Source organism: Scytonema hankhaensis NUACC26, assembly GCF_045865695.1.
Taxonomy (GTDB): domain Bacteria; phylum Cyanobacteriota; class Cyanobacteriia; order Cyanobacteriales; family Nostocaceae; genus Scytonema.
Window position 1 is genome coordinate 200,281 of record NZ_BAACAP010000255.1, and the last position, 21,829, is coordinate 222,109.

Annotated in this window: 20 protein-coding genes; 11 read left to right on the forward strand and 9 right to left on the reverse strand. The window is 42.2% G+C overall.

What is annotated here, in order from left to right:
* Positions 1-74 precede the first annotated feature (74 nt).
* The 6 genes from ACKTT2_RS51960 to ACKTT2_RS51985 all read left to right on the forward strand — a co-directional run bounded on the left by ACKTT2_RS51960 (position 75) and on the right by ACKTT2_RS51985 (position 6,781).
* Positions 75-260, forward strand: coding sequence for a hypothetical protein (locus ACKTT2_RS51960; protein WP_407900949.1), 186 nt, complete (start codon positions 75-77; stop codon positions 258-260).
* The gene (locus tag ACKTT2_RS51965; protein WP_407900950.1) at positions 257-502 is read left to right on the forward strand and encodes a UPF0175 family protein; all 246 of its coding nucleotides are present in this window, start codon (positions 257-259) and stop codon (positions 500-502) included. The genes ACKTT2_RS51960 and ACKTT2_RS51965 overlap by 4 nt, the downstream gene beginning before the upstream one ends.
* Positions 499-1,002, forward strand: coding sequence for a PIN domain-containing protein (locus ACKTT2_RS51970; protein WP_407900951.1), 504 nt, complete (start codon positions 499-501; stop codon positions 1,000-1,002). Before ACKTT2_RS51965 ends, ACKTT2_RS51970 begins: the two co-directional genes overlap by 4 nt.
* Before the next feature lie 117 nt (positions 1,003-1,119).
* The gene (locus tag ACKTT2_RS51975) at positions 1,120-2,334 is read left to right on the forward strand and encodes an acetate kinase (protein ID WP_407900952.1); all 1,215 of its coding nucleotides are present in this window, start codon (positions 1,120-1,122) and stop codon (positions 2,332-2,334) included.
* Positions 2,335-2,748: 414 nt separating this feature from the next.
* On the forward strand, positions 2,749-6,489 hold the full coding sequence (locus ACKTT2_RS51980; RefSeq protein WP_407900953.1) for a two-partner secretion domain-containing protein: 3,741 nt from the start codon (positions 2,749-2,751) through the stop codon (positions 6,487-6,489).
* 61 nt (positions 6,490-6,550) lie between these two features.
* The gene (locus ACKTT2_RS51985; protein WP_407900954.1) at positions 6,551-6,781 is read left to right on the forward strand and encodes a hypothetical protein; all 231 of its coding nucleotides are present in this window, start codon (positions 6,551-6,553) and stop codon (positions 6,779-6,781) included.
* A gap of 154 nt (positions 6,782-6,935) precedes the next feature.
* Here the strand turns inward: ACKTT2_RS51985 and tnpA are convergent, their stop codons facing one another.
* On the reverse strand, positions 6,936-7,349 hold the full coding sequence (tnpA, locus tag ACKTT2_RS51990; RefSeq protein WP_407900955.1) for an IS200/IS605 family transposase: 414 nt from the start codon (positions 7,347-7,349) through the stop codon (positions 6,936-6,938).
* A gap of 67 nt (positions 7,350-7,416) precedes the next feature.
* Between tnpA and ACKTT2_RS51995 the strand changes: the two genes are divergently transcribed.
* The gene (locus tag ACKTT2_RS51995) at positions 7,417-8,859 is read left to right on the forward strand and encodes an RNA-guided endonuclease InsQ/TnpB family protein (protein WP_407900956.1); all 1,443 of its coding nucleotides are present in this window, start codon (positions 7,417-7,419) and stop codon (positions 8,857-8,859) included.
* A gap of 56 nt (positions 8,860-8,915) precedes the next feature.
* Positions 8,916-9,476, forward strand: a complete 561-nt coding sequence (locus tag ACKTT2_RS52000) for an HIRAN domain-containing protein (protein WP_407900957.1) — start codon at positions 8,916-8,918, stop codon at positions 9,474-9,476.
* 139 nt (positions 9,477-9,615) lie between these two features.
* Here ACKTT2_RS52000 and ACKTT2_RS52005 read toward each other — a convergent pair whose 3' ends face one another.
* The 5 genes from ACKTT2_RS52005 to ACKTT2_RS52025 all read right to left on the reverse strand — a co-directional run bounded on the left by ACKTT2_RS52005 (position 9,616) and on the right by ACKTT2_RS52025 (position 16,492).
* On the reverse strand, positions 9,616-11,847 hold the full coding sequence (locus ACKTT2_RS52005; protein WP_407900958.1) for an FdhF/YdeP family oxidoreductase: 2,232 nt from the start codon (positions 11,845-11,847) through the stop codon (positions 9,616-9,618).
* A 415-nt stretch (positions 11,848-12,262) separates the two neighbouring features.
* On the reverse strand, positions 12,263-12,517 hold the full coding sequence (locus ACKTT2_RS52010) for a type II toxin-antitoxin system HicB family antitoxin (RefSeq protein ID WP_407900959.1): 255 nt from the start codon (positions 12,515-12,517) through the stop codon (positions 12,263-12,265).
* Between the two features lie 269 nt (positions 12,518-12,786).
* Positions 12,787-13,233, reverse strand: coding sequence for an AcrVA2 family anti-CRISPR protein (locus ACKTT2_RS52495; protein ID WP_500691439.1), 447 nt, complete (start codon positions 13,231-13,233; stop codon positions 12,787-12,789).
* Between the two features lie 344 nt (positions 13,234-13,577).
* Positions 13,578-16,286 (reverse strand): two-partner secretion domain-containing protein, encoded by a 2,709-nt coding sequence (locus ACKTT2_RS52020; protein WP_407900961.1) that lies wholly within the window; start codon positions 16,284-16,286, stop codon positions 13,578-13,580.
* A gap of 50 nt (positions 16,287-16,336) precedes the next feature.
* Positions 16,337-16,492, reverse strand: coding sequence for a hypothetical protein (locus tag ACKTT2_RS52025; protein WP_407900962.1), 156 nt, complete (start codon positions 16,490-16,492; stop codon positions 16,337-16,339).
* A 140-nt stretch (positions 16,493-16,632) separates the two neighbouring features.
* On the opposite strand from ACKTT2_RS52025, the gene ACKTT2_RS52030 reads away from it, so the two are divergent.
* The gene (locus tag ACKTT2_RS52030) at positions 16,633-17,121 is read left to right on the forward strand and encodes a hypothetical protein (RefSeq protein ID WP_407900963.1); all 489 of its coding nucleotides are present in this window, start codon (positions 16,633-16,635) and stop codon (positions 17,119-17,121) included.
* 55 nt (positions 17,122-17,176) lie between these two features.
* Here the strand turns inward: ACKTT2_RS52030 and ACKTT2_RS52035 are convergent, their stop codons facing one another.
* The 3 genes from ACKTT2_RS52035 to ACKTT2_RS52045 form a co-directional block, all read right to left on the reverse strand.
* A complete protein-coding gene (locus ACKTT2_RS52035) occupies positions 17,177-18,640 on the reverse strand; it encodes an FAD-binding protein (RefSeq protein WP_407900964.1) in 1,464 nt (487 codons plus the stop codon).
* A 192-nt stretch (positions 18,641-18,832) separates the two neighbouring features.
* Positions 18,833-19,444: a hypothetical protein gene (locus ACKTT2_RS52040; protein ID WP_407900965.1), complete on the reverse strand. Its 612-nt coding sequence runs from the start codon at positions 19,442-19,444 to the stop codon at positions 18,833-18,835.
* Positions 19,445-19,697: 253 nt separating this feature from the next.
* Complete coding sequence (locus ACKTT2_RS52045) at positions 19,698-20,561, reverse strand: alpha/beta fold hydrolase (RefSeq protein WP_407900966.1); 864 nt, start codon at positions 20,559-20,561, stop codon at positions 19,698-19,700.
* Between the two features lie 130 nt (positions 20,562-20,691).
* Here ACKTT2_RS52045 and ACKTT2_RS52050 point away from each other — a divergent pair, with 130 nt between their 5' ends.
* Together ACKTT2_RS52050 and ACKTT2_RS52055 are read left to right on the forward strand one after the other, a co-directional pair.
* Complete coding sequence (locus ACKTT2_RS52050; protein ID WP_407900967.1) at positions 20,692-21,276, forward strand: hypothetical protein; 585 nt, start codon at positions 20,692-20,694, stop codon at positions 21,274-21,276.
* 100 nt (positions 21,277-21,376) lie between these two features.
* Complete coding sequence (locus tag ACKTT2_RS52055; protein ID WP_407900968.1) at positions 21,377-21,820, forward strand: energy transducer TonB; 444 nt, start codon at positions 21,377-21,379, stop codon at positions 21,818-21,820.
* Positions 21,821-21,829 lie beyond the last annotated feature (9 nt).

The window sequence follows — 21,829 nt, forward strand, 5'->3', positions numbered from 1 at the left end:
TTTACATTACGTTCCTAAATGTCTGGAAACTGGCTTGAAAAATATTTATCTAAAGTTATTCAAGAGGTTGAAAAATGAAAACTGACCAAGAAAGACAAGAATTAATTCAAGATATTATCGTCCTACTTTACCAAGCTTATGACAGTACTCTAGATGAGATTTACGCCTTTTTAAAAAGAATCGATGATATAGAAGATGAAGAAGATTTACAAGTAACAGATATACTAATAGAGTCACAACTTTCTTACTCCTGCCCATGAGTTTTATCATTTCTGATGAACTAGTTCAAGCTTCTGGACTTTCCGAATCAGAACTTTTACAGGAATTAGTGCTGTTGCTGTTTCAGCGTGAGAAAATTACGCTAGGTAGTGCTAGTCGTTTTTTGGGGATGACCCAACTGGAATTTCAGGCTCTTCTAGCAAAGAAGAATCTTTGTGTTCACTATGATGTGGATGAATTACATGAGGATGTGAAAAATTTGCAGGAATTGGGGTTGTTGTGATTATCGTTAGTGATACTTCACCGCTCGCTAATTTGATTGTGGTTGGTCATGTTGATGTGCTCCCTCAACTATTTGGAGCAATTGTGATTCCAGATGCGGTTTATCTTGAACTTCTTGCAAATGGTGAAAATCATCCTGTAACCAAGACTGTGATGACGGCTGATTGGTTGAATGTTCGCTCGGTGAGCAATCAAGCCCAGGTAATGATATTAGAACGTGAACGTAGGCTCGATCCTGGTGAGGCAAATACCATTGTGCTGGCGATTGAGTTGCAGGCAACCCAACTACTGATAGATGAGCGTTTGGGACGGACAGAAGCAAAACGACAGGGATTAAGAATTACTGGCATTCTGGGTGTGTTACTTGCTGCAAAACGTCAAGGTTTAATTCCTGTTGTTCGCCCCGTTCTAGAACGGTTCATTGGTGAAGCAAATTTTCGGATTAGCAATCAACTCTACGATGAAACACTTGCTCTTGCAGAAGAAGCAAAGACAGATTGATGAGTCCCAAATTCTTACAGTTGCTTGTTTATCATTGTACGCTAGACAGATGTTGGTCAAGCTTAATAATCGCATAATTTTATCTGTGTCGTCCCTGAAAATTTGGATTTGCTGATTATGAAAATACTGGTACTGAATGCCGGATCTAGCAGCCAAAAGAGTTGTCTGTACGACATTGCAGGTGATACCTTTCCTCAAGAGCCTCTCAAACCACTCTGGGAAGCAAAAGTAGACTGGACTCACCATCAAGGATTTGCAGAAATTGAGGTTAAGACAGCAACGGGAGCAAAACTAGAAGAAGAAATTCCTTCAAACTCCCGATCTGATGTTGTTGCTCATACGATCGATACGCTGTGCAATGGCTCTACCAAAGTGATTAATGAGCTTTCAGAAATTAATGTCGTGGGACATCGAGTGGTACATGGTGGAGAAGATTACCGTGAAAGTGTGGTGATTACTGAAGATGTAAAAGGCGCGATCGCTCGTCTAGCAACCCTAGCTCCAGCCCATAATCCAGTCAATTTAGAAGGCATACAAGCCATCGAGCAACATTTGGGAGGCATTACCCAAGTCGCAGTTTTTGATACTGCATTTCACTCTAAAATACCCGATCCGGCTGCAATCTATCCCGGTCCTTATGAATGGGTAGAACAAGGGATTCGTCGCTATGGGTTTCATGGTATCAGTCATCAGTATTGCACTCAACGTGCGGCTCGCATTCTCAGTCGGGATTTAGCTGAGTTGCGGTTGATTACCTGTCATTTGGGCAATGGTTGCTCGTTAGCAGCAGTTAAAAATGGTCGCAGTATAGACACAACAATGGGTTTCACGCCCTTAGATGGATTGATGATGGGTAGCCGTTCTGGAGCAGTCGATCCGGGGATTATCATTTATCTTTTACGGCAATCTGACTACTCTGCTGATAAGTTAGATAATATTTTGAATAAGGCTTCTGGTTTACGTGGAATTTCTGGTATTTCTGGTGATATGCGACAGATTCGCCAAGAAATTGCTCGAGGAAACTCCCGCGCTCAACTCGCTTTTGATATGTATGTCCATCGATTGCGATCGTACATTGGCGCAATGCTTGCTAGTTTGGGGGGTTTGGATGCACTGATATTTACTGCAGGTGTTGGTGAAAATAATGCTGAACTCAGGGAAGTCACTTGTGAAGCGTTTGAATTTTTAGGCTTAAAAATAGATAAAGAAAAGAATCAGCAGAAGCCTGTGGATATGGATGTTTCTACTCCAGATTCAACAGTTAGAGTGCTGGTGATTCATACAGAGGAAGATTGGGAAATTGCTCGGGAATGTTGGCGGTTGGTGAAGTAGGTTGGGTTGAGGAACGAAACCCAACATTCACAGGCATTTGTTGAGTTTCTCCACGGCGATCCCAACCCACAAAAATTTGAGATTCCTTGTAATATTGAAATAATATTACCCGCCCAATTTATAATTCAACACCGATTGCTTGGATAGCTTGTCTAATGTTTTGCGCTAAAGGATACGATCGCTCCCCTCTTATTGGAAGTGTGGGATACACGCAATGAGGAGTTAAAGCTTTCACAGCAACGCAAGAAGAGTTAGATAATGTTGTTGAGACTGCTACACTGTTTTCTCTTTGGATTGTAACATTTTTTAATCAAAAAACTACTATTACCGCAAATATACTGTAGCTATCTCAATCTTTATTATTAGAAGCGTTAGCAGGCTAGTTGCTGCACTGTGTTAAGGAGGTGCTGACGGATGAAACGAAAGTGGAAACAGTTAGAACTGGTGATTTGTTTCACTGTCAGTGGGCTGTTAAGTTTGTGTGTTAATCGCGCTGTTGCTCAAAGCATAACCCTAGATGGCACTTTGGGAACTCCAGAAACTTTGACGGGACCAAATTACATCATTCCCCAATCAGCAGGGCAAGCTGTTGGTAACAATTTATTCCACAGTTTTGGTCAGTTTAATCTCAATAGTAATGAAGCGGCGATTTTTCAAAGTAATCCGAATATTCAAAATATTCTCTCTCGCGTGACAGGTGGTAATCAATCAGTCATTGATGGTTTGATTCGTACACAAAGTAGTGGGGTCAATCTTTTTTTAATCAATCCCAGTGGGATTATATTTGGAGAGAATGCGCGGTTGGATGTAGGTGGTTCCTTTGTTGCAAGTACGGCGAATGCGCTGCGATTTGGAAATCTTGGATTTTTTAGTGCTACAGATAAAAATGTTCCTTCGCCTTTGCTGACAATAAATCCTTCGGCTTTTTTGTTTAATCAAATGAATCCTGCACCAATTGTTAATAACTCAATTGCACCAGCAGGAGCAGATCCAGCAGGCTTTGATGCAGTTGGTTTACGAGTACCAGATGGTAGGAGCTTGTTGCTGGTGGGTGGCAATGTAAATGTGGATGGTGGGCGATTAAATGCTTATGGTGGGAGAGTTGAATTAGGGGGATTAGCACAAGAGGGAACAGTTGGGCTGAATGGGGATAGTAATAATTTGAGTTTGAGTTTTCCTGATGGGGTGGCGAGGGGAGATATATTCCTTAGCGATCGAGCAGGTGTATTTGTACCTGGTGCTGGTGGCGGTAATATTGCAGTTAATGCCCGCAATATAGAAATCTTGGGGAGAAGTGTTCTGAGTGGTGGTATTGGGCAAGGTTTAGGGACACCTAATACTGTCGCTGGGGATATTACGCTAAATGCTACAGGAAAAATCAAAGTTGCTGATTCTGGGAGCGGGATTCGTAATTTAGTGCGATCGGGTTCAAAAGGCAATGGGGGTAATATTACCATTGACGTCGGTTCTTTCTCTTTACAAGATGGTGCTCAACTTACTGCCTCAACTCTTGGAGAGGGGAATGCGGGGAATGTGACATTGCGTGCAAAAGATGCTGTTTCCCTTTCAGGTAATGCTTACATCTTTAGCATAGTCGGAGCAGGAGGTGTAGGTAAGGGTGGCAATATTGATATCAATGCTGCTTCCCTCTCATTAATTGATGGCGCTCAACTGCTAACCCTTACTGATATTGCATCTGCTAATCAACCTGCCGCACGAGGAGATGCAGGTAATGTCAATATTAAAGTGACTGGGAAAGTTGAGATTGCTGGGGAGAAAAACGGTTTATCCAGTGCGATTCTCAGCAGAGTAGAAACTGGGACAGTAGGTAATGGCGGTAGTATTACTGTGGATTCCGGTTCCTTTTCGTTACGAGATGGCGCTCAACTTACTGCCTCAACTTTTGGACAGGGGAATGCGGGGAATGTGACATTGCGTGCAAAAGATGCTGTTTCCCTTTCAGGTAATGCTTACATCTTCAGCACGGTGGAAGCATCTGGTGTGGGTAAGGGTGGCAATATTGACATCAATGCTACTTCCCTCTCATTAATTGATGGCGCTCAACTGGCGAGTACTACTCGTGGTGAATCTGCTAATCAACCTGCCGGACGAGGAGATGCAGGTAATATCAATGTTAAAGTTACAGGGGAAGTTGAGATTGCAGGGGAGAAAAACGGTTTATTCAGTGGGATCTTCAGCAGTATAGACCCTGGAACAGTTGGCGATGGGGGTGATATTACCATCGATTCTGGTTCCTTCTCGTTACGAGATGGCGCTCAACTTACTGCCTCAACTTTTGGAATTGGGAACGCAGGGAGTGTGACAGTGCGTGCAAAAGATGCTATTTCCCTTGTAGGTAATGCTTACATCTATAGCACAATCGGAGCAGGAGGTGTAGGTAAGGGTGGCAATATCGATATCAATGCTGCCTCAGTGTCATTAACTGATGGTGCTGAACTTACTGCCTCAACTTTTGGAATTGGGAATGCGGGGAATGTGACAGTGCTAGCAAAAGATGCTGTTTCCCTTACAAATAACGCTGCCATTTTCAGCACGGTGGAAGCATCTGGTGTAGGTAAGGGTGGCAATATCGACATCAATGCTACTTCCCTTTCATTAATTGATGGCGCTCAACTGGAGAGTACTACTCGTGGTGCATTTGCTAATCAACCAGCAGGACGAGGAGATGCAGGTAATATCAATATTAAAGTGACGGGAAAAGTTGATATTGCAGGGGAGAAAAACGGTTTTAGCAGTGGGATCTCCAGTTTTGTAGGAGCTGGGACAGTTGGTAATGCAGGTAATATCACTATAAATTCTGCTTCCTTCTCATTACGAGACGGCGCTCAAGTTATTGCCTTCACTAGTGGAAATGGGAATGCGGGGAGTATTCGCGTCTATGCAAAAGATGCTGTAACTATTTCTGAAACTAGTCAAGAGAGCGGATTTTCTAGTGGTATATTTACATTGACTGATTTTAATTCCACAGGTATTGGTGGTGATATTACCGTAAAAACTAATATTTTTCGCATCTCAAGCAGCGCTTTGTTAGATGCACGCACCTTAAACGATCGCAAGGGTGGTGATATTACGGTGAATGCAAATATTTTTGAAGCAACGAGTGGTGGGCAACTTATTACTACTACTTCAAGCAATGGGCTTGCAGGTAAAATTACAGTCAACGCTACTGACAGATCCCTTATTAGCGGTAGTGACCCTAATTATAGCGATCGCATTGCTAAATTTCCTAACAGAGTCGGAAATATTGGTGCAAACAGTGGTTTTTTCGTCAGTTCTTCTGGTTCAGGAATCACAGGAGAAATCGAAATCAACTCACCGAAAATTACCTTAGATAACCAAGGCAGACTAGTCGCCGAATCTACATCGGGTAACGGTGGTAACATCAACCTCAATAGTGATTTACTATTACTCCGTCGTGGGAGTCAAATTTCCACCAACGCAGGTACCGAGCAAAAAGGCGGTGATGGTGGTAACATCAATATTGACTCAAAATTTATTGTCGCTGTAGCCAAGGAAAATAGCGATATCAGCGCCAATGCTTTTACTGGTACAGGTGGCAAAGTTACAATCAATGCCACAGGTATTTACGGCATGACAGCCCGTAGTCGAGAAGACCTTGTTAAATTACTGGGAACCAACGAACCCAAAGATTTAGACCCCGCTAAATTACTCACAAGCGATATTACTGCAATTTCTCAGACCAGTCCTACTTTAAACGGTCAAATCATTCTCAACACTCCTGATACTGAACCCAGTCGCGGCTTACTCCAACTGCCCACAGGCTTAGTTGATACATCTAGACAAATTGCCCAAGGCTGCACTCCCAGAGGAAAAACCTCCAGTCGCTTTATCTCCACAGAACGGGGAGGATTACCAGAAAACCCATACGAACTATTGGGGGAGTATGCAGTGATAACTAACTGGGTGACGCTTTCGGGTAATGAAAATGAGCAGATAAGGGAAACCAAGGAAGAAATGATGAACAAACCAACCCCAGAGCTAATTGTGGAAGCGCAAGGTTGGGTAGAAAATTTGAACGGTGAAGTTGAGTTAATTGCACAAACACCTGTGGCTAATTATAATAACCGCTTGCTGCAATCTACTTCCAGTTGTGGTGCTGCTACATCTTGGTAGGGTGCGCTATGTGTCACTGCTTAAATCAAAGTAGGCGGCTATTGCTACGATATACCCTACCATGAAAACATTGTTTTTAGCTTGGCAAGATCCAATTAGTCGTGCTTGGTTCCCTATCGGTCGATTAACGTTTGATGGGGAAAAATACCAATTTGTTTATACTTACGGATCTGTAGAAGCTCAGTCTAAGTATGGGTTCCAGCCACTGTTCGCATTTCCAAATTTAAACAAGGTATATACATCCATCGAACTATCAAAACAGATTGGGAGGGTGAGAACCCCTCAGTTTTAACGAGGGGCTGGAATGGGCAAGAAAAAATGGGGAAACCTTATAAACAACTTGTACCATCTGCATTAGGGATTGCAACCTAGGGAAGGTTTCCCCATTTTTTAAGAGCTTGGACTCCCGGATGAAACCCGACCCAACAGGTTTTAACCTGTTGTCTTCATTTCCCACGCTGATTTTCAATATACTTTTTAACTACCTCTGTACTAACTTGACCTGTTGACGCTACAAAGTAGGTCGGAGTCCATAAAGCAGGTAGTTTTAAAAGTTCTGGAAATTCTTTTCTTAGGTGATGAGACGCTCTACCTTTCACCCATTTAGCAATCTGTGAGGGTGCTTCGTCTGTAGGAGCATTAACAAACATATGTACATGGTCGGGTTGAATTTCTAATGCGATGAGTCTCCAGTTGTGTTCTTGTACCAATTCAAAAATGATTTCCTGCAATCTTCTTGCCACATCAGTCACTAGAACAGGTCTTCTACGCTTAGGGACAAATACAAAATGATAATTGATTGAGGATACGGAATTCTCCGTTCTTCTGTAGTCATGGTTTACGGGCGAAAGTTTTGCCATTTTCTTCGGAATAATGTTGCTAAAGTATGTAGTATCTAATATAATAAACAACAAGAGGTGATGACAAGTGTATAAGACTTTACCAGTCAAAGCAAGGTTTACAGATATTGAAGAAGTGTTCTGGTTAGACCAGTGCCAACACGCTAACAGTTTGATTAATTGCGCTCTTTATCACGTTCGTCAAACTCATTATTCAAGACTAGAAGAGTCGGGTAATGCTTTCACAACTTATTGGCGTGGTGATGAATTGCGGCATGGTTGGAAAACGTACAAATGTTTTACGACTTATCCCGAACTGGATAAAATTCTTAAGAACAATCCACATTACAAGACTTTAGCCGCACAAGCCGCACAGCAAACATTAAAATCTGTAGGTGAATCAATTACTTCTTACAATGGGCTTGTAAATGCATATTACAGAGGTGAAGTTGATAGACCATCATTACCACAATACAGAAAAAGTGGTGGACTTGCAGCAGTTACGTTCCCACGACAAGCACTTACTTACAAAGATGGTTGTTTTTCTCCATCTGTCAGTAGAGAAACCAAACCACATTTGTTAACTGAAATTGCTTTACCCTTGCCGGAATTTATTGATTCGGATTGGGTTAAAGAAGTGACAGTACGTCCTTGTTACGGTCAGTTGTGGATTGACTGGGTTATCGATGACGGTAAACAGATTGTTGAAATTAATCCCCATCTCGATTATACGCAAGCTTGGTCATTTGACCATGGTGGTAATAATTGGATGACAGGTGTTTCAACACAGGGACAAAGCTTAATTGTTGATGGAAGAAAGTTACGTTCCATGAATCAAGGTTATTGTCGTCTGGTTGCCAAATATAAACAAGGCAAATCAGAATTTTACCCTCCGGGTTCGCAGTCGCTTCAAGCGGGGGAACCCCGCCAACGCGCTGCTCACTGGGATTCTAATCTTGATAGAATTCAACGCAGACGCAACAACCAAATGCGAGATGCCATTAATAAAGCAGCAAGATTCATCATTAATCAATGTCTTGCTGATGGTATTGGTAATCTTATTATTGGTTGGAATGAGGGACAGAAAAATGGCTCCGATATGGGTAAACGCAACAATCAAAACTTTGTACCCATCCCAACGGGTAGATTGATTGAACGGCTTAAACAACTCTGCCCAGAGTACGGAATTGTTTTGACAATTACCGAAGAATCATATACTTCAAAAGCGTCATTTCTAGATGATGATTTTCTACCTACATACGGTGAGAAACCCGACGGATGGAAGCCATCAGGTGAAAGAATTGAACGCGGTCTGTACAAAACCAAGAAAGGTTTTTTAATCAATGCGGATTGCAACGGTGCAGCCAACATTGCAAAGAAAGTAGCCACACAGCTAGGACTTGTTCTAGTTAAGGTGGGTAGGGCAGCCTTGAGTCTGCCACATCGGTATGATTTGTTCCGCGATTTAAAGAATTCATTTCGTGATACGTTACGGAGTGCAGCTTTAGCTCACGGAGTAACATCAGCCTAGAATCCCCCGTGTTTCAACCGGGGGAGAACTCAATTCCCTTGTTTTCTAATCGATTAATGCGACGCTCTCGCCCAGAATACAAGAATTATGTAGAGTGGCTCAACATTCCTCAGCACGAAGACGATCCAATTGCCATTCTTGCTCGCAGTGGTGGACGTAAAGTTACGGATCAATTAGAGGTCTTTCCCAGTCCTGCACCGGATGAGCACGGTTTTTACCACATTCACTTCTTTGCACACGGGTTGAGGCATCTCTCACCTTGTTCGAGCGAGCGCATTAATCGCTTGAAATCAGGGGAATTGTTGTGGTTGTCTCATGAATTTCAAAATCCTTACGATCCCAATGCATTAACTCTAAACACAGAGTATCATCACATTGTGGGATATTGTCCCCGCTATCTTGTACATGACACTTTGGAAATACTGCGTCACCATCCAAAGCTCGTACACGTACACGTCGAGCGTGTCAACCCATCTCCGACACCGCTACAGTTTCGTTTGTTATGTAACATGACTGCTCAATGGCATGAAGGTTTTCGTCCATTTTCTAGTTCAAATTATCAACCGATTGTAACGGATAACTTATCTACTTACACTGCTACTACCACAGAGCCGTGACAATCAACAGTGATAAGCTTGCTCAACTCGCTTTTGATAGGCACCAGAGTTCATTTTAGTGAGGTATCAAACAGCCGAAGAATTGCTGGCTCAGTATCGCAATTTATTTGGTGAACTACCAGAACAGTAAATACAAGAATTATTTACAGACCTTTTCCAAACGCACAACAGCATTATAATCAGGAATCCCAACTTCTGGCGATCGCTTGCTTTTATCTAACAACACATTCCCCTCAGGCCAATGAATCTGCAAATTTCTTGGAGTAACGGGTGCAATATATACCTTTCCCCTAAACTCACCAATGTCATTTTTCAGCATTACCTCATCCCCATCTTGAAGCCCTAACTTCTCTGCATCAAGACCATTCATAAGGACAGCCGATCGCACTGCTCCAGTTATAGCATCCTTGCGTTCTTGTACCATACTGTTAAATTGTTTACCACGGCGCGTTGTCACCCAGAAATAACCTTCTGGTAGATACCTCTGTTGAGGAGTTAGCACAGAAAATCGTGCCAAGCGATCGGGAGTTGGGAAGTTCCAACCAAAACACAGATGCGCCCCGCCATACTGAAACTGATCCCCTGCTTCCTTCAAATGTTGAATTCCTGCATACTGAGGAATGACACGAGCAATCTCTTGACGCATTGCGCTCGTGTTCTCAAAATACAACTTCTCTGCTAAATCCGGACGCACTCGCCAAGCTAACTCCAGAAACACTTCCCATTCTGGACGCGCCTCTCCAATCCGAGGTCCAGGAATCTCCGGGCTAAAAATGACACGGCGTTCTGTATTCGTCTCCGTAACTCCCCCTGGTATTTCATAACGAGTCGTTGCTGGTAAAATGACCACCGTCTCTCCCGGTTCTAAAAGCATTTGTTTGGATACGACAATATCCATGTGAACCCTCAGAGGTACGCGCTTTAAAGCACTTTCCACATAATCTGGTTCTGGCAAAACTTCTAGAAAATTGCCGCCTACAGAAAACAAAACATCTAAATTACCTTCCGCCGCCGCATCAATCATTTCCGAAGCAATGAAACCCTGAGTCGTAGGAACTTCAAAACCCCAAAGTTCGCCGATAGACGCTGCATTTTCCGGAGTAATCGGTCTTCCTCCTGGTAAAGTTGTGGCATAACATCCCATTTCTGCACCCCCTTGAACTCCAGAGTGTCCCCGAATTGGCATCAAACCACATCCTTCTCGACCAACAAATCCCTTCGTCAAAGCGAGATTAATAATTGCGCGGACATTATCTTCACCACACTCGTGTTGAGTAATGCCCATACTCCAGACAAAGACAGCTTTGTTTGCAACGCCTACCATTTTGGCAAAGGCTAACATAGAGTCGCGAGTTGCACCGGAAGTTTGTTCGAGTTCGGACCAAGATTGCGTATCGAGAAAAGCTTTGAGTTCGGCAAAGTTAGTGGTGTAGTCTTTAATAAATGATTCGTCAATCCAATTATTGGCAATCAGATGCTTGATTGTACCGTTCAAAAATGCCATGTCTCCACCAATATTTACCAAGAAGAAATCTTCGGCAAACTTAGTACCAAACAAAGCACTTTCAGGAATTGATGGCACCCAATAGCGCTCCATTCCCGGTTCTCGATAAGTATTAATAACGACGATTTTTGTCCCGGCTTTTTTTGCCCAATGGAGATATTTCACTGTAACGGGCTGATTGTTGGCAACATTGGAACCAATAAAGACTAACAAATCGGTTCCGATCCAATCTTTGTAGGAACATGTGGTTGCAGCAACTCCGATAGTTGATTTTAAAGCGTTGGTGCTAGGGGAATGGCATATACGGGCAGCATTGTCAAGATTATTAGTTCCCATTGCCCGCACCGCTTTTTGCGTGGCGTAATAAGTTTCATTAACCGTTCCCCGACTGGTAAAGTAGAAACTTAGGCGCTCCGGTGTCGAGGCTTGGATTTGCTTGGTAATTAAGTCTAATGCCTCATCCCAAGTGATGCGAGTGAAGCCCGGTTCTGTGCGATCGCGTTTCATGGGATAGGGAAGCCGTCCGAGTGACTGTAATTCAGCACCGCTTTTGTTTTGTAACTGAGAGACATCGGCGAGGAGTTTGGGGTCAAGTGCTGGCATTGTGTTGAGACGTAACAACCTCAAACGCACATTGCAGACATGGATGCCGTCTACAGTCCAATCCTTCATTCCCGTCGTTCCCAAAGCACAACCGTCACAAACTCCTTTATTCAGAATTTCCCAAGCATAAGGCAAATTGTCAGCATTTACCAACATTGCCCGAAACACTTCCCAGTAGTTATTCGGATACTGCTCGCCAATACCAAAAGGTTTCCAGCTAGCCCAAATAGAAGGGTTCCAACTTTTTTTTGGCTTCCGCAACATGATAGCAGCTCCTTTTCACCGTTCCGCTTGCTGGTGGGTCGTTTATATAATGATAGTGCTTGCTCACCTCAGCCATCATAAAAAAATGAACCTAACAAACACAACCTCTTCTCCACAAGAAAGTCGTTATCAATTTCTCTGGTGATGTTTTTTGCGTCAGGTAAGGGTCCATTCCTGGAAACGGTGATGGCATAAGCGACCTCACACAATGGAAGATATCCCGATCTTAACTGTATCATCTTCATACAGGGCTTCTTCGGCTTCAAAAATTTGTTGCTCGATGAAATGTTGGGTTTCGTTCCTCAACCCAACCTACTTTATAAATTATCTCTAAGAGGATGTTTGAAAATTCATGATTGATGTATCAAATATTTTTTACCCCACCCTAACCCGGACTGATGTATTGGTCCGGGAACTAGTTCCTCAAAAATTCGATGAAATGTTGGGTTTCGTCAATATCCGCTATTACAGGGATGATTAATCCCAAACGCAATCTTAAGGCTAGCCAGTCACTCAAAGCCTCTCTTAATTCCCGCCGACAACCTTCTAGCGTTTGATGGTTTGACCAGACTCCTTGTAAAATAGGAATTTCGCCCCAGTAAGTTCCATCATCTTCAATAATTTCGTAGACTGCTAATTCCATTGCTTGGTCAATATAGCTTGCTAACATTATCAATATTTTCTATCCTCTGCGCTCTATTATAGCTTGTGAACTACCCACAATCCTGGGGGCTTCTGGCTTCACAGACCGTTACCCCTTCTCTGCTGCTCGCTCCATAGGGTGCATCACCTTTTTTAGCTTCTTCCAACGCCAAACGCATAAAAACTTCTTTTAGAATTCCTGTACAATTGTTTTCTGTAAATTTCCCGTTTATGCGAGTTCAATCTCCAGAGCGAGTTCGATTTGCAAAAGCTGGTTGCAGGGGTCAAAATTATCCGTCAGTTGTTCCAAACAGAAACATTGTTAAGTTTCTTTTGAGCAATAATTCCAGACTGTGATGCGTACTTAGTTCGATTGACAAGATTTTGAGGGGCAACATGAGGATAATCTTCTTGGATTTCTTCCGGATAAGATTGCAAGTAAAGCAGGCAGTTAACAACTAAATTTATATAATGAATTATTTGCTTAAACTTGTTGTCCATCCCTAATTTATTTTGAATTTTTAAAATCTCTATATCTGAACTAAAAAAATTATCTTCTTTCGCTCTTTTGATCGTTTGCTTGTTATTGATTTCTTCTAATCTTTTTCTTTCTAATTCTGCCGCTTCCCCAAAAGTTATATTATCGAAGGATCTGTTTAATATGAAATGGATTACATCTTCATAACAGTCAATGCAATTATTCGGATATTTACTCTTCTTACTTTTAATGCTAGTCAGTGCAATTCTTAAAGAACTAGTATTAGGATATGTTGTAAGGTTGCTGTCATGATTCTATGATTGCGGTTAATGTTTTATGAATCAGGCTTTTCGTTTGCCTGTAACTCTAATTTACATCCATTTACTTAACTTTACAATACCTCTGAGGTTAGTAAAAGTGATAAAAAAGATTAGCTTAAGTTATCGTTACTACTGAGAACGCGTCTGTCACTTTGAATTTAAGGGGTAATTTTAAAACCGCAGAGGCGCAGAGAGCGCAGAGGAAGAGAATGAGAGGATAAGCTGAATCATTGGCTTACCCACCAAAGCGAGTGTGGCGGACTACTAGCTAGGATTTCGCACTTGTATTGTTAAAGACACTCCCGACTCAGGATAAGTTGCCCCGAACTTAATCGATACACGCCTGATGGTTCTACTATTGGATCGCCTTTTTGCCAGGAGCGCAATGTATGGTCTGTTTGTACGTGACGCACAGTACCAGTTGGATAAGATGAAACAGAAACATCCCCAGGACGGTTGGGTAAACCACCAGCACCTGTAATCGTGAAGGTTCCTTCAGGTTTATTACCGCTACGAGCAATGCAGCTACTGGCAATGAGAGCGTTGGTGTCAATTGGAGTTTGTGATAACTCAGAAAGGTTGTTTTGAATCGAGCTAGTATCGGGGATGAAGATGTTTCCGGATGCGATCGCTCCTGTTGCATTGACATCTACGCGGTTATTACCATCAAGTAGGTCAAGGTTCGTACCTCGTCGTGCAACTTGATAGCCAGAACCAAAAAAAGCAGGAGTGTTAAGGGTTATATTGCCACCTCGACCATCACGAGCAAAAGCAAGAATGTCGCTATCATCAAAGGCAATGATGGAGTTAGCGTTGAGAGTAATATTACCACCACTACCTGCACCACTAGCGACATCCGTCCTAATATCACTGTTGCCATATAAACGAATGTTTTTAGCAATAATAGTTATAGCACCACCTGAAGATCTATCAGTACTTGTTGATATACTTCCATTATTGGCTTCTAGGATATTGCGGACGTTCAGGAAAATATTACCTGCTTTTCCCTGTTCTCGAACACTCTCACTGCTTATACTCCCCTGATTTGCGAGCAGTAAAGAGTCAGTTTCTATTTGGATATCTCCCCCTTTACCTAAACCATTAGTTTGAGCTGATACGTTCGCTCCATCTCGGATAATCAACTGTCCAGTCTTTATGGTTAAACTTCCGGCATCCTGAGTACTGCCTGCATCAGAAGATAAGTTGCTATTAAGAGTAAATTCTCCTAGTGGTTGGGCAAATGAAATACCATTGCCACTAACCTCTACAAAGTCAGTAGCGGTGACTTTCAAATTTCCGCCCCTCCCCGTACCTATAGAAGAAGTCGATACTGTTGCTCCGTCACGAATTAACAAACCCCTAGTGTCAATTGTTAAATTACCAGCATTTCCCGTAGAGAGCAAGGAAAAACTAATCAATCCACTATTAACTCCACTGACTTCCACAAAGTCAGATGCAATAACATTTAGGTTACCAGCTTCTCCCCTTCTTTTAGTAAGTAACCTACCATCATTGCCAGAAGTACTAGAAGATACTTCTGACCTATCTCGGATAATTAACCTCTTGGTCGTAATTGCTAGGTTTCCTGCATCTCCTGTTCCTGTTGTCTTCGTAGTTAAAGTACTGTTACCAAATATTTCCACTGACTCAGATGCATTAACCTGTAATATTCCTGCCTTACCCGAGCCAGACGTATTAGAAGTAATTAATCCTCCATCACGAACTGTTAACTTATGAGTATTAATCGTTAAATTACCGGATTGTCCCATACCTGCGGTTGCTGCATACAAACCACTCTCATACAAACCGGAACCTGTTATTTCTACAGAATCGGAAGCTCCAATAGTCATATCACCGCCTCTCCCATCGGAAAAGGTATAAGTTGATATATATGCTCCATCTGTAGCGGTTAACTTAGAAGTAGCTATTCTCAAGTTTCCAGCAGAACCTGCATTTTGTGTTTCCGTGAATAAGCTGCTAGCAAACTGACCATCTACCGATTCTCCAATCAGTTCTACCGATTCGGCGGCGTTAATCGTAAAATCCCCGCCTGGTTTCGATCCTTCAGTAATTGATAAAATGGATGAACCATCGCGTAGGGAAACTCGTTTACCTTGTACTTGGATCTCACCACCACTCTCGCCACTAACATCTACTGAGGCTTTCTTAGATAGTTCGATGTCGCCAAAATTATGTACATCAGAATATCCTAAAGTAAAACCAGAATTTGTTGGTGTTAAGCTAACCAGACTTGGGGAAGCTACACTCAATAGTTCAATGCGTCCTGACTCTGCCCTGAGATTGCCACCTTCGATTACAAGATCACCACCGACCAATGCCAAAGTTTTCCCTGGCTGCACCTGAAGACTTGGACTATCATTCCTAATTACAGAGCCTCTAAATGAATATGTTAAATTATGACCTGACCCTTGTGCGATAATCTTTCCCGGATTTCTATTAAATTGCAAACCAAGGGGAACACTGATGGTTAGTAGAGGTGTGTTTTGAGAAACTATACTACTGAACTCAGTACCATCGGTAAATTTTAAGCTATTAGCAGTCGTTGCGACAAACGAACCACCAACATCCAAACTGGCATTCTGTCCAAAGATAATACCGTTGGGATTAATCAGAAACAAGTTAGGATTTGAGTTACCAAAAGTCCCCAGTGTCCCTAAAATCTCCGAGCGATCGCTACCTGTAACCCGTGCCAAAATGTTTTGAATTTCTGCACTAGGACTGAAGAAATAAGCGCCTCTTGCTTCACCTACATTAAATTGTTGAAAACTATGAAAAAGATTTTGTCCTCGAATAGCACCACCAGTAATAACTTCAATTGGTAGTCCACCAAAGTTAGGATTGACTGTGGAGTTTTCCGTATTGAGCGTATTATCTGGAACAATGTCACTTTGAGCCTTGGCACAATTTGCAATGGTGACGAACGCACTACCAATCGCAACCCCTATCAACCAGCAACTCCAAGTCTTATTGAACAACATTGTTCCCCCAAGCGTTTCTCTCGCTCAAACGTAAATGGCTCGGCATCCCTCTAGATAAATAAACCATATTTGTTACGGTCAGTCGTTCTAAAATTTGCAAATAGTAACGTTGCTAGCTTTTTTAATTCTAATGACGAGCATTGAAGCGATCGCCCTTGCTGCAAGCCGAAAGAGTTCTTATCGAGCTTGCATGCAGTTTTCTGCAAATATCTTCGCCTTTATGTGCCCTCAATTCTTCCCAAAGTTGCCATGAATTCAGCATAAACAGTGAATGCGTCATCCAGTAGCTTTTGTTTATTTTAAGGATGCAACACCAGGGTTTTCATAAGTTTTTTGAGGTAGGCAAATGTCTAAACAACAGTATTTGGGAAGGAAGTTGTACGAACAGAGCCTGTTCACTTCTACTCGGATTGCAAAAATTGCTACATTAATAGCTTTTATCAACTTCAGCGTGATGATGAAGTCACCACAGGTTCAAGCTCAATCAACCGTTGCCTCACAAAGACTGATACCAAGAACTGAACAAGTACCAGTCGGAAATCAACCTCAAACATTAGATTTAGCCTCAGCTGTCGCCGCTTTAAACTATTGTACTGGAGGCAGTTCGGGTGGGATTGGCGGTGAATATAGCCTGATTCCGCAGTACACCCTTGTTACTGATGGCACCTACACGTATCAAGTCAAATCTAAATGTTTGTCGGGTTCTCTTTGGCAATCATATTGTATATGGGGACAAACAACATTCTTTTCCGGTTTAAGTAGTAATGGTTGGATACCGTATCTACTAGTAGTTAACGGTCAAATACAAAACCAAGCTAGTAAGGACTGCTCGTAGATTGGGCAAACAATGGGCTGTACGGGACAATAGCTCATTATGCTTTCTTAAGCTTTTAGAAGCTAGTGAAAATGCCTTGACCTGGAGTCAGGACGTTATCGGGATCGTAACGTCGTTTGGCATTTACTAATCTGCTCCAGACTGAACCAAAATGCTGTTGCCAATCTTCTTGAGAAAACGCCGTAGCGCCAACGGGATAACGAGTACCATTCAGGTCTCGGTTACGCTCAAACAATCTCCGGTTATCAGCAAGCATACGTGCGCTCGTAGTATCATCATCTGATGGTGCAGTTCGTAAAATCGCAAAGAGAAACACGATTTGCTCGTTGGGTACTCTGAACAATGGCAATGTGAAACGGTCTGTTTTGACAGGATACAGCAGAATTGGACTATTTCCTGTATCAGCTAATGTTAAAGTAGAAACAACTTCACTAATATATTTCTCCACAGCCGTTGCTGGTACAAACAAGTCAATCCAAGGATGAGGGTTAGACCAGACACCAATGGATTGGAGAAAAGCAACAGTGGGAGCTAAGCGATTGAGGAAGTCGAAATAAGTTTTGTCTTCAATTTTTTCAGTACCTTGAGTGTAACTTAAAGAAGATAGCAGGCTGGTATTATCTGGCTCGTTAGGCGGTGTATAAAAGCTAGCTGCCTCTAACAAATAGCGCCATCCACCTTTAGAATCGCTAACAATCTGACCTTCTACATAATTGAATCGTTCATCTTCAATTAGTAAGCGTTGGTCATGAGTAAAAGCAGCTAAATCATCATAATCTAGGAGAAATACACGGGCATTACTTTCGGCTTTGATGAGTCTAATTGTTGCCTTGACTATGATTCCACACTGCCCCAAACCTGCTAACACCGTTTCAAATAAATCTTGATTTTGATATGGGGAACAAGTTAAAAGATGACCCTTACCAGTTACAACCTGAAGTTCTAGAACATTATCAACTTGCACGCCATAGCGGTGAGTTGCACCACCGATACCACCAGATGATAATGTACCTCCAACAGACAGTTCTAAGTAATCGGTAAGGACAGGCGGTGTTAATTGTTGTGGCAATGTTGCTTGCAATAGCTCGCTCCACCGCACCCCAGCTTCAACAATCGCTCTATCTGCACTAATGTCATGAATTTTATTAAGAGTACTCGTATCAATGACCACACCATCTTCCACTTGTGCCTGACCGAAGCAGGTGTGACCTTGACCTCGTGCAGCAACTTTGAGGTTGTGAGTACGAGCAAATTTGATAATGTTGACGATATCATCAATCGAACCTGGTTTAAGTACGGCTTTTGGATAACGACGTACTAGGTGACCAAAATCATCAGCAGCATTTGCGCGTGTGTCATCATCAGCGTACAGTACTCCATCTAAATGTGGCAGGTTGACAAAAGAATCTGCCGTACTAGCAAATGCTACCCACGAACTATTAACTGTATCAAATCCAACGAGAATAGTACTAGCAATCAAACCTTGCAAAATATTACGACGCGAGGCATAATTTTTCATGTTCAAATCATTTTACAAAAAATAGTTTTGGCGATCGCGAACCCATCATGCAGTGTAATCAATTAAAGTATGCTCAATTTCTAGTAAACATCAGGAAGCCAAGTTCCATATATTATCCCTGAGTTTAATAAAAAAATGGCGCTCCTCTCAAGTTAGAGTAGCGCTATTATTATTTAATAATCTAAAGCCTTCTTAATCGCAACCAGACACGCCTTCAGCACAATACACACTCCACCAGGGATCTATGTTAGTTTTGTCCTCTGGACCGAGATTGCTCAGCTGCAATAAAGTCTTGAAGCTAGAGTTAATATCTCCGTACCGCATATGAAAATGAACTGGCTCACCGTGAGGCGATCGCAAAATTACATAATAAAATTTATTGCAAGCATCTTCTCCGCTAACCAGCTCAAATAAATCCCAAATTGAGGTCTTAGACTGTTTTGGATAATAGAAGGGATCGCCTGCAGCACCTTTGTAGACATAGCGACAGTTTTTTGCAATTGGCTTTTCTCCCGTTAAATCATCATAAAAAGAGAAAAACTCCATTTTATTGAAAACAACTCGCTTCGGGTTGCGCGGATCGCTGGCAGAAATCTCCGTGGTGTCAATGTTGAAAGTGCCGTCAACGCCAAGGAATGGTACCTTAAAAGCATTAGGAGAATAAACTTGCTCTTTTACAGCATTGGCAGAAGAACTGGACTCAGTAGGGGAAGGAATACCTTGCGCCGACGGGACTTGAGTAGATACGCTAGCAAGCCCACAGATCGTTGCTATACTCAACCAAATGGCAGAAAATTTCTTCATGTTTTGAGCGCCCTGGTAGCATTCATTATGAATACAAGAGTAAATAAAACCTTGTTCAGCTTGAAAATACAATGCCCTCCTAGGGGATCTAGGGGTGAAGTTTTGAAGTATCTAGGGATACAAATGATTGTTTTGAAGAATTATTAAAGGTGCGATCCACTTCCTTCTTCTCAAACTTCTTGATGCCAATAAAGAAGTTGCCCAAAATTAAGCTCGCTCCATACATCCATCCAGATTAATTTGTACTTTTCATCTAGGTTGACAATGCTGAAGTCGTAACTGATGTAAAGAACGAGTCTATCAAGTGGTTAAAGGTTTGAGGTCGTTCAAAGTAAACCGAATGTCCAGCATTTGGTACACACTCAAATTTAGCATTTGGTACGATCGTACTCAATGCGGCGGAAGCACCTGGGAAAGACACTACATCTTCTTCTCCAACAATGAATAGAGTAGGTACGCGCAATTGAGCCAGAGTAGTAGCAGGTAAGCAGCACATCTGCTGTAATTTTGCAAGTAGGGCAGCCCTATCTATCCCAATACTAATGTTCTCAATCTCTCGATAGAGGAAATGAAGAGCGGGTTGTTCGTGTGCTAAACGTGCGCCAGCTGCAATGTGAATACCTTGCATCGTTAAATTCGCACGAACTTCGTTCATTTGCTGAGTCCAAGTGACCCAGTTCTCCATTTTTTGGTGATGAATCGAGTTCAAATCTACAGTTCCAGTGGTTGCAGCCATAACCAACGCACGCACGCGAGACGGCTCTCGCAACCCATATTCCAAGCACGCAAAGCCTCCCATAGATTGAGCAACTAAAAACACATCATCGAACTTCAAATGCTCGATAAGAGCAGCAAGATCGTCCACAAAAGTTGTTGGTTCTGGTTCACTAGATATTTCCTTAGATGGATAGAAGCCACGGTGAGCAAAGGTTACACAGTTATAGCGATCGCAGAAGTAAGACACCTGCTGCCACCAAGAAAGATAATTGCCACTCAGACCATGGGCAAATATCAACCCAGGTCCGGTGCCGATTGACTCATAATAAATTTCTGTACCTTCTTGATTCAGAAAGTTTTGTAGCGGTATTCTTGATTTTGGAGTAACAAATTGATACATTTCGCTAATTCAAAATAAGTCTCTTTACATTTTGTAACTTAGTTCTGTCTATTTCTGCCTGCCTACTCATATCAGATATTATTCATCTACTTTTGGGAATGATAAATTTATACATTCCTAAACTTTAACCATGAATTTTAAACTTACTGCCCTCGGCGTTCTTGCTCTTGCTGCCATATCTGTAGCCAGCCCCACCCTGGCTCAAGAACTTCACAAATCTCATTACAAAGCTGGAGAATTGCTCGTGACTTTAGGAAGCGATGACTCATATCAAGGATGTGACAGAGAAAATCAGTGCGTCACACTTTATGGCTCTGAGTCCGAAACGAGTAAGAAGTATAATAGCAAACGCTGGTTAAAGGGTGAATACATTTATACAGTATCCTGGCGTGAAGGCAAAGGGGAAAATATGCGTTTGAGTATTTTGAAAAATAATCGCCGTATTTTCACTAGCGAACTCGTTCCCTTCTCCAATTTAAAGTGGCAGAGATGGTGTGATGTTACAGGCGTTTACACAGGACAACTCCCTGTTCTTCATGCCCCTGCAGGCGAATCAAAGGCAGCATTAAACAATGGAAACATTGTTCGTGCTATTCGGCAAAAGGGCGATTGGACTTATATAGAAGTAGCACGGGGTCCCAATGTTGGAATCAACAGAGTTCGGGGATGGGTAAACTCTAACTATTTAGAATGCACTAAACAAGCAAGTAATTAATGGGATTGGGCATTGGGTATGGTTAACAGATGACTGTTGAAAAATACTGGCATAGAATAGCGGCTACTCTATGTATTATTTTTTGACAAGCGAGGCTTTTGTGAAGTTATTTCTTGTTCGCTCTCTATGGTTAGCAGGCACAGTCTTGGTTTTAGCATCTACACCAGCCCGTTCACAAGTTAGTACACAAATTAAGATAATCCCGCCTGCAGAGCCAACCAGCATAAATACTTCTAGTGGTTTTGATACTAAAATTATAGAACAACCGAAATCAGCAGTGGGTAATGGTTCTCAATTCATTGAAAATTGCGCCTTTTGTAACTTCAAGTATCCAGAAACTGCAAGACAGCAAGGTATCAAAGGCATGGTGGAAATGAGTGTCGAGGCTGATGATGTTGGGAATGTGACCAAGGTGAAACTAGTTCGTTCTAGCGGTTACAAAGAATTAGATGCTTCTGCTATGGAACAAGTTAGAAAGCTGAAATTAGCACCACAAGCAGGTGGACGACAAGATATGCGAGTCGAGATAAATTATGAATTATGAATTATGAAT

What these genes read in the sequence shown, in the direction of transcription:
- ACKTT2_RS51975 (WP_407900952.1), top strand. Translation starts at nt 1,120, where the DNA reads ATGAAAATACTGGTACTGAATGCCGGATCTAGCAGCCAAAAGAGTTGT.
- ACKTT2_RS51960 (WP_407900949.1), top strand. Translation starts at nt 75, where the DNA reads ATGAAAACTGACCAAGAAAGACAAGAATTAATTCAAGATATTATCGTC.
- ACKTT2_RS52040 (WP_407900965.1), bottom strand. Translation starts at nt 19,444, where the DNA reads ATGAAGAAATTTTCTGCCATTTGGTTGAGTATAGCAACGATCTGTGGG.
- ACKTT2_RS51980 (WP_407900953.1), top strand. Translation starts at nt 2,749, where the DNA reads ATGAAACGAAAGTGGAAACAGTTAGAACTGGTGATTTGTTTCACTGTC.
- ACKTT2_RS51985 (WP_407900954.1), top strand. Translation starts at nt 6,551, where the DNA reads ATGAAAACATTGTTTTTAGCTTGGCAAGATCCAATTAGTCGTGCTTGG.
- ACKTT2_RS52045 (WP_407900966.1), bottom strand. Translation starts at nt 20,561, where the DNA reads ATGTATCAATTTGTTACTCCAAAATCAAGAATACCGCTACAAAACTTT.
- ACKTT2_RS52020 (WP_407900961.1), bottom strand. Translation starts at nt 16,286, where the DNA reads ATGTTGTTCAATAAGACTTGGAGTTGCTGGTTGATAGGGGTTGCGATT.
- ACKTT2_RS52000 (WP_407900957.1), top strand. Translation starts at nt 8,916, where the DNA reads ATGCGACGCTCTCGCCCAGAATACAAGAATTATGTAGAGTGGCTCAAC.
- ACKTT2_RS52035 (WP_407900964.1), bottom strand. Translation starts at nt 18,640, where the DNA reads ATGAAAAATTATGCCTCGCGTCGTAATATTTTGCAAGGTTTGATTGCT.
- ACKTT2_RS52030 (WP_407900963.1), top strand. Translation starts at nt 16,633, where the DNA reads ATGTCTAAACAACAGTATTTGGGAAGGAAGTTGTACGAACAGAGCCTG.
- ACKTT2_RS52005 (WP_407900958.1), bottom strand. Translation starts at nt 11,847, where the DNA reads ATGTTGCGGAAGCCAAAAAAAAGTTGGAACCCTTCTATTTGGGCTAGC.
- ACKTT2_RS52050 (WP_407900967.1), top strand. Translation starts at nt 20,692, where the DNA reads ATGAATTTTAAACTTACTGCCCTCGGCGTTCTTGCTCTTGCTGCCATA.
- ACKTT2_RS51965 (WP_407900950.1), top strand. Translation starts at nt 257, where the DNA reads ATGAGTTTTATCATTTCTGATGAACTAGTTCAAGCTTCTGGACTTTCC.
- tnpA (WP_407900955.1), bottom strand. Translation starts at nt 7,349, where the DNA reads ATGGCAAAACTTTCGCCCGTAAACCATGACTACAGAAGAACGGAGAAT.
- ACKTT2_RS52010 (WP_407900959.1), bottom strand. Translation starts at nt 12,517, where the DNA reads ATGTTAGCAAGCTATATTGACCAAGCAATGGAATTAGCAGTCTACGAA.